The 6101-nt window shown below is 71.5% G+C and carries 7 protein-coding genes and 1 pseudogene; 4 read left to right on the top strand and 4 right to left on the bottom strand.

Features of this window, described 5'->3' with window-relative positions; translation table 11 throughout:
- The 3 genes from N4P33_RS31335 to N4P33_RS31325 form a co-directional block, all read left to right on the top strand.
- The coding region (locus N4P33_RS31335; RefSeq protein ID WP_260830330.1) for an energy-coupling factor ABC transporter ATP-binding protein at positions 1-812 on the top strand (812 nt) is incomplete at its 5' end.
- Positions 809-1690, top strand: coding sequence for an ECF transporter S component (locus tag N4P33_RS31330; protein WP_260830329.1), 882 nt, complete (start codon positions 809-811; stop codon positions 1688-1690). The genes N4P33_RS31335 and N4P33_RS31330, both read left to right, overlap by 4 nt.
- A 266-nt stretch (positions 1691-1956) precedes the next feature.
- Positions 1957-2370 (top strand): transglycosylase SLT domain-containing protein, encoded by a 414-nt coding sequence (locus N4P33_RS31325; RefSeq protein WP_260830328.1) that lies wholly within the window; start codon positions 1957-1959, stop codon positions 2368-2370.
- Between the two features lie 87 nt (positions 2371-2457).
- Here N4P33_RS31325 and N4P33_RS31320 read toward each other — a convergent pair whose 3' ends face one another.
- From N4P33_RS31320 to N4P33_RS31310, 3 genes are read right to left on the bottom strand one after another with little or no spacing between them, the layout of a single operon-like run.
- A complete protein-coding gene (locus N4P33_RS31320) occupies positions 2458-2844 on the bottom strand; it encodes a hypothetical protein (RefSeq protein ID WP_260830327.1) in 387 nt (128 codons plus the stop codon).
- On the bottom strand, positions 2841-3107 hold the full coding sequence (locus N4P33_RS31315; protein WP_260830326.1) for a hypothetical protein: 267 nt from the start codon (positions 3105-3107) through the stop codon (positions 2841-2843). Before N4P33_RS31315 ends, N4P33_RS31320 begins: the two co-directional genes overlap by 4 nt.
- Before the next feature lie 29 nt (positions 3108-3136).
- Positions 3137-4372 (bottom strand): cytochrome P450, encoded by a 1236-nt coding sequence (locus N4P33_RS31310; RefSeq protein ID WP_260830325.1) that lies wholly within the window; start codon positions 4370-4372, stop codon positions 3137-3139.
- A gap of 254 nt (positions 4373-4626) precedes the next feature.
- Here N4P33_RS31310 and N4P33_RS31305 point away from each other — a divergent pair, with 254 nt between their 5' ends.
- Complete coding sequence (locus tag N4P33_RS31305) at positions 4627-5796, top strand: steroid 3-ketoacyl-CoA thiolase (protein WP_260830324.1); 1170 nt, start codon at positions 4627-4629, stop codon at positions 5794-5796.
- 27 nt (positions 5797-5823) lie between these two features.
- Here the strand turns inward: N4P33_RS31305 and N4P33_RS31300 are convergent.
- A pseudogene (locus N4P33_RS31300) lies at positions 5824-6101 on the bottom strand (type VII secretion integral membrane protein EccD); the annotation flags it as partial.

The raw sequence follows: 6101 nt of genomic DNA, 5'->3' as shown, positions 1-6101 counted from the left end.
CCGCACCGCCCGTGCGCCGCCGCCTCTTCCAGCGCGCCGCACCCGACGCCCCGGCGCAGGCCCCCGTCGCCGAGGTCCGCTCCCTCGCCGTCCGCCGCGACCGCGTGCAGGCCCTGCGCCACATCGACCTGACCGTCACCCCCGGCGAGACGATCGCCCTCATGGGCCGCAACGGCGCCGGGAAATCGACGCTGCTGAGCGCCCTCGTCGGCCTGGTCGCGCCCTCCTCCGGCTCGGTCCGCACCGGGGACGCGGTCCCGCACAAGGCCCGCCCCCGCGATCTGGTGCGCCGCGTCGGCCTGGTCCCGCAGGAGCCGCGCGATCTGCTGTACGCGGACACGGTGGCCGCCGAGTGCGCAGCCGCCGACCGGGACGCGGGCGCCGAGCCGGGCACGTGCCGTGCGCTGCTGTCGGAGCTGCTGCCGGGAGTCGCCGACGACACCCACCCCCGCGACCTCTCCGAGGGTCAGCGCCTGACCCTCGCCCTCGCGGTCGTCCTCACGGCCCGCCCGCCCCTGCTCCTCCTCGACGAGCCGACGCGCGGCCTGGACTATGCGGCGAAGGCCCGCCTGGTCACGCTCCTGCGCGGCCTGGCCACGGAGGGTCACGCGATCGTCCTGGCCACCCACGACGTGGAACTGGCGGCGGAGCTGGCCCACCGGGTGGTGCTGCTCGCGGAGGGCGAGGTGATCGCGGACGGCCCGTCGGCGGAGGTCGTCGTGGCGTCCCCGTCCTTCGCCCCCCAGGTCGCCAAGATCCTCGCCCCGCAGCGGTGGCTCACGGTGAGCCAGGTACGGGAGGCGCTGCGATGACCGGCGGCGAGCGCCAGGGGGTGACCGGCAAGGCGGTGACCGGCCGTGACCGCCAGGCCCGAGCCATCCGCCTGGGCCCCCGCTCCCTGGCGGCCCTGGCCCTGGTGAGCGCGGTGGGCGTGGCGGGTTTCGGCTGGCCGTTCCTCGCCCCGCCCGCCTCCACCCTCAACGCGCACGCCCAGGACGCGCCCTGGCTCTTCGCGGGCCTGCTGGTGCTGCTGGTCGCGGTCGTGGCGGCGACGATCTCGGAGTCGGGCCTCGGTCCGAAGGCGGTGGCGATGCTCGGCGTCCTGTCGGCGACGGGTGCGGCGCTGCGCCCGATCGGCGCGGGTACGGCGGGCCTGGAGCCGATGTTCTTCCTCATGGTCCTCAGCGGCCGGGTGCTCGGGCCGGGCTTCGGATTCGTCCTCGGCTCGATCACGATGTTCGCGTCCGCGCTGCTCACGGGCGGGGTGGGGCCCTGGCTGCCGTTCCAGATGCTGGCGATGGGCTGGTTCACGATGGGCGCGGGTCTGCTGCCGGGCCCGGACCGCCTGCGTGGCCGCGCGGAGGTGGGGATGCTCGCGGCGTACGGCTTCCTGGCGGCCTTCGCGTACGGCACGGTGATGAACATGGCGGGCTGGCCCTTCATGTCGGCCCTGTCGTCGAACATCGCCTTCGACCCGGACGCGTCGCTGCCCACCAATCTGGCCCGCTTCCTCGCCTACTGCCTGGCGACATCCCTCGGCTGGGACCTGGGCCGCGCGGTCGTCACGGTCGCGCTCACGCTCGCGCTCGGCACCCCCGTACTGAAGGCACTACGCAGAGCCACCCGCCGCGCCGCCTTCGAGGCGCCGGTCACATTCGGGGACCCCGCCCAGGTGAAGCACCCCACATGACGTGGCTCACGTACGAAGCGGGGCCGTAGACAGAACCCCTGCGCCGGGGCTGCACGGCAGCCCCCGTCACCCCCACATGCGACGCACGCTAGTAAAAGGGACCTTTGCGGACACTTCCGCCGTTCTGCTTGTCTGGACGACGTCGCCAGGCGCCGACGTGCCCACCAGGGCCGCGGCGCCGACGTATGCCACCGCCGCACGCACGACGGGTGCGGCACCGGCAGGTACGTCACGCGACCGTCATGCTCCCGACCGAAAGGCCGCCTGTGTCCGCCGCTTCTTTCCTCCGCACGATCGCCACTCCGAAGAAGGCTCTGGCCGGTACCGCCCTCGCCGCTGTCACCTGCGGCACGCTGATCGCCGCGGCTCCCGCGCAGGCCGCGACCACGGGCTCGTCCGCCCAGGCGACCGCGCAGAAGATGATCGGCAACTCGGCGCAGTTCCAGTGCTTCTCGAACATCGTCTCGCACGAGAGCGGCTGGAACCACACCGCCACCAACGCCTCCAGCGGTGCGTACGGCCTGGTCCAGGCGCTCCCGGCGTCGAAGATGGCCTCCGCCGGCTCCGACTGGAAGACGAACCCGGCCACGCAGATCAAGTGGGGCCTGAACTACATGAACGAGCGCTACGGCAGCCCGTGCGACGCGTGGAAGTTCTGGCAGGCCAACAACTGGTACTGACCAACCCCCACACCCCCTGATACCGAAGGCGGCGCCCCCCAGATCCCCGGGGGCGCCGCCTTCGCCGTGCCACCGGCACGCAGCCGGTCAACGTTCCAGATCGAGCACCGGCACGCCGCGCCCCTCGTACGCCTTGGCGTCCACCGTGGCGACGAGGGCATCGGCGCCCCACTCGGGCAGGTGCCGAGCCGCGTGCACCGCGGCACCGATGCCGGGCGGCACACCGTCACGCTGCATCCGGGCGACCGCCAGCACGGCTGGGTAGTCCAGGTTCACGATGTGCAGGACCTCCAGCTGCCCCACGTGCTCGGCGATGCCCAGACGTTCACGGTCGGCCTCCAGGGCCGAGAGGGCAGGGACCCACAGGCGGGTCTCCGTCTCGAAGTGGGCGCGGTGAATGAGCGCGGACACCTGCCGGTTCCCCGACAGCGCCAGCAGGGTGGGCGTGTCGAGGACGAGGTGGTGCAGGATCACGCGGCGGCCCCGCCCTGCTGCCGGGCGAACGCCTCCCGGAGCTTGCGCCCCATGGCCGCGCTCTCCTCGTCCCGCACCTCGACACCGAAGTGCTCGGCGAGATAGGCCCGCGTGCGCTCCGCCCGCTCCCGGCGCTCCTCCTCGGTCAGGGTCGATTCCGCGAACTCCTGCACGAGCATGCGGATCGACGTCCCCCGGGACTCCGCTATCACGGCCAGCCGGTCTCGCACCTCGGCGGGCACTCGGATCATCGCATCAGCCATGGGGGCAGTATACGCGCATGTATACACGCTCAGTGAGCGGTCACCCGGAGTTCCTTCACGCCGTTGATCCAGGCGGAGCGCAGACGCCTCGGGGTGCCGACGAGCCGCAGGCCGGGCATCGCGTCCGCCAGGGCGTCGAAGATCAGGTCGATCTCCAGGACCGCCAGGGACTTGCCCAGGCAGTAGTGGGGGCCGCCGCCACCGAAGCCCAGGTGGGGATTGGGGTCGCGGGTGATGTCGAAGGTGTCCGGGGCGGTGAAGACCTCGGGGTCGTGGTTGGCGGAGGAGTAGAAGAGGCCGACCCGGTCGCCCTTGCGGATGGTCTTGCCGCCGAGCTCGGTGTCCTGCGTGGCCGTGCGCTGGAAGGCGGCCACAGGTGTCGCCCAGCGCACGATCTCCTCCGCCGCCGTCGCCGGACGCTCCCTCTTGTACAGCTCCCACTGCTCAGGGTGTGTGAGCAGCGCGTGCATCCCGTGGGTGATGGCGTTGCGCGTCGTCTCGTTGCCCGCGACCGCCAGCAGCAGCACGAAGAACCCGAACTCGTCGCTGCTGAGATTCCCCTCGTCCTCCGCCGCCACCAGCCGCGTGACGATGTCCGGCGCCGGGCACCGCTTCCGCTCGGCGGCCATGTTCATCGCGTACGCGAGGATCTCGGCCGCCGACTGGGCGCCGATCTCCGCCGTGATGGCGTACTCCGGGTCGTCGTACGAGATCATCTTGTTGGACCAGTCGAAGATCTTGCCCCGGTCCTCCTGCGGTACGCCGATCAGCTCGGCGATCGCCTGCAGCGGCAGCTCGCACGCCACCTCGGTCACGAAGTCGAAGGGCCCGTCGTGCGCCCGCGCCCCCTCCACGATCGCCCGCGCCCGTGCCCGCAGCCGTTCCTCCAGCGCACGGATCGCCCGGGGCGTGAACCCGCGCTGCACGATCTGCCGCACGCGCGTGTGCTCCGGCGGATCCATGTTGAGCATGATGAACCGCTGCGCGTCGATCGCGTCCCGCTCGATGTCCTCGTTGAAGCGGATGATCGCCGTGTTCAGGTACGACGAGAACAACTCCGGGTGCGTGGAGACGTACTTGACGTCGGCGTGCCGGGTGACGGCCCAGTACCCCTCGTCCGCGAATCCGGCCACCCCGGCCGGCTGGGCGACCCAGCACACCGGCTCGACCCGGCGCAGCTCGGCGAACTCCGGCAGGGGCACACGGCGGTGCAGTACGTCCGGGTCGGTGAAGTCGAACCCGTCGGGCAGCGCTGGACAGGGCATGGGGCGTCACTCCAGCAGCGTTCGGTTGGCTTCGGCGTCTTTTGACGGAGCATCAGGTACGGAGCTGGGAGGACCGTAGTAACGAGTTCTACAACCCGCAAGGCACGAACCACGCCCAATTGCCCGCGTTTTCCCGGCGGATCACGACCTCAGCGGCTGCACGACCCTTGCGGCACGGGCCGTCGACTCAGCAGACTGCCAGCAGAACTAGAACGCGTACTAGTTCCGGGTATCAGTTCCCGAGAGGACCCCCCATGGCCGCGGAACCCGTGATCGTCGAAGCCGTACGCACCCCCATCGGCCGGCGCGGCGGCGCGCTCGCCAATCTCCACCCCGCCTACCTCCTGGGCGAGACCTACCGCGAACTCCTGGGCCGCACCGGCATCCCCGCCGACTGCGTGGAACAGATCGTCGGCGGCACGGTCACCCACGCCGGTGAGCAGTCCATGAACCCGGCGCGGACGGCCTGGCTGACGATGGGACTGCCGTACGAGACGGCGGCGACGACGGTCGACGCGCAGTGCGGGTCGTCGCAGCAGGCGTCCCACATGACCGCGAACATGATCGCGGCGGGGGTCATCGACGTGGGCATCTCGTGCGGCGTCGAGTCGATGTCGAGGGTGCCGCTGGGGTCCGCCTCGAAGCACGGGCCGGGCAAACCCTTCCCCGACGAGTGGAACGTCGACCTCCCCAACCAGTTCGAGGCGGCTGAGCGCATCGCCCGCCACCGGGGCCTGAATCGCGAGCACGTGGACCGCCTGGGCCTCCTCTCCCAGGAGCGGGCGGCCAACGCCTGGGCCGAGGAACGCTTCAAGCGCGAGACCTTCGCCGTCCAGGTCCCGACCACCGAGGAGGAACAGCACGCCGGTCAGGGCATGTGGCGCCTGGTCGACCGGGACGAGGGTCTGCGCGACACGTCCATGGAGGCCCTGGCCGGCCTGAAGCCGGTGATGCCGACGGCGGTCCACACGGCCGGCAACTCCTCCCAGATCTCCGACGGCGCGGCGGCGATCCTCTGGGCGTCGAAACGGATGGCCCGTGCGCTGAAGCTGAAGCCGAGGGCCCGGATCGTCGCCCAGGCCCTGGTCGGCTCCGACCCCCACTTCCACCTGGACGGCCCGATCGACGCGACGCACGCCGTGCTGGGCAAGGCGGGGATGTCGCTGAGGGACATCGACCTGGTGGAGATCAACGAGGCGTTCGCATCGGTGGTCCTGAGCTGGGCGCAGGTCTTCGACCAGGACCTGGAGAAGGTGAACGTGAACGGCGGTGCGATCGCGCTGGGTCATCCGGTGGGGGCGACGGGGGCGCGCTTGATCACTACGGCGCTGCATGAACTGGAGCGCACGGACAGGGAGTTCGCGCTGATCACGATGTGCGCGGGGGGCGGGCTGGCCACGGGGACGATCATTCAGCGGCTGTAGCCGCCGGAACCCGCCGTCGTCCCGCCCTCATCCCGTCATCGACCGCACCGTCGCGTACACGTCGAACACGGCCAGCGCCAACGGCACCAGCGTCAGCAGGACGAACCCCTCGGCGATCTCCAGGAACCGGCCCCAGAAGGGCGTGAGGCCGCTGCGCGAGGCCATCAGGCCGATGCCGGTGATCAGCGCGACGGCCACCGCGAGGGCGGCGACCAGCCAGATCGTACGGAGGTCCAGATCCGCGCGGTCACCCGCCAGCGCGTCCCGGAGCGCGGCGTGCGGCGGGTCGAGCGCCAGGCCGAGGC

Origin of the sequence: Streptomyces sp. 15-116A, assembly GCF_025290915.1 — a bacterium.
GTDB lineage: Bacteria > Actinomycetota > Actinomycetes > Streptomycetales > Streptomycetaceae > Streptomyces.
This window is presented reverse-complemented; position numbering and strand designations above follow the sequence as displayed.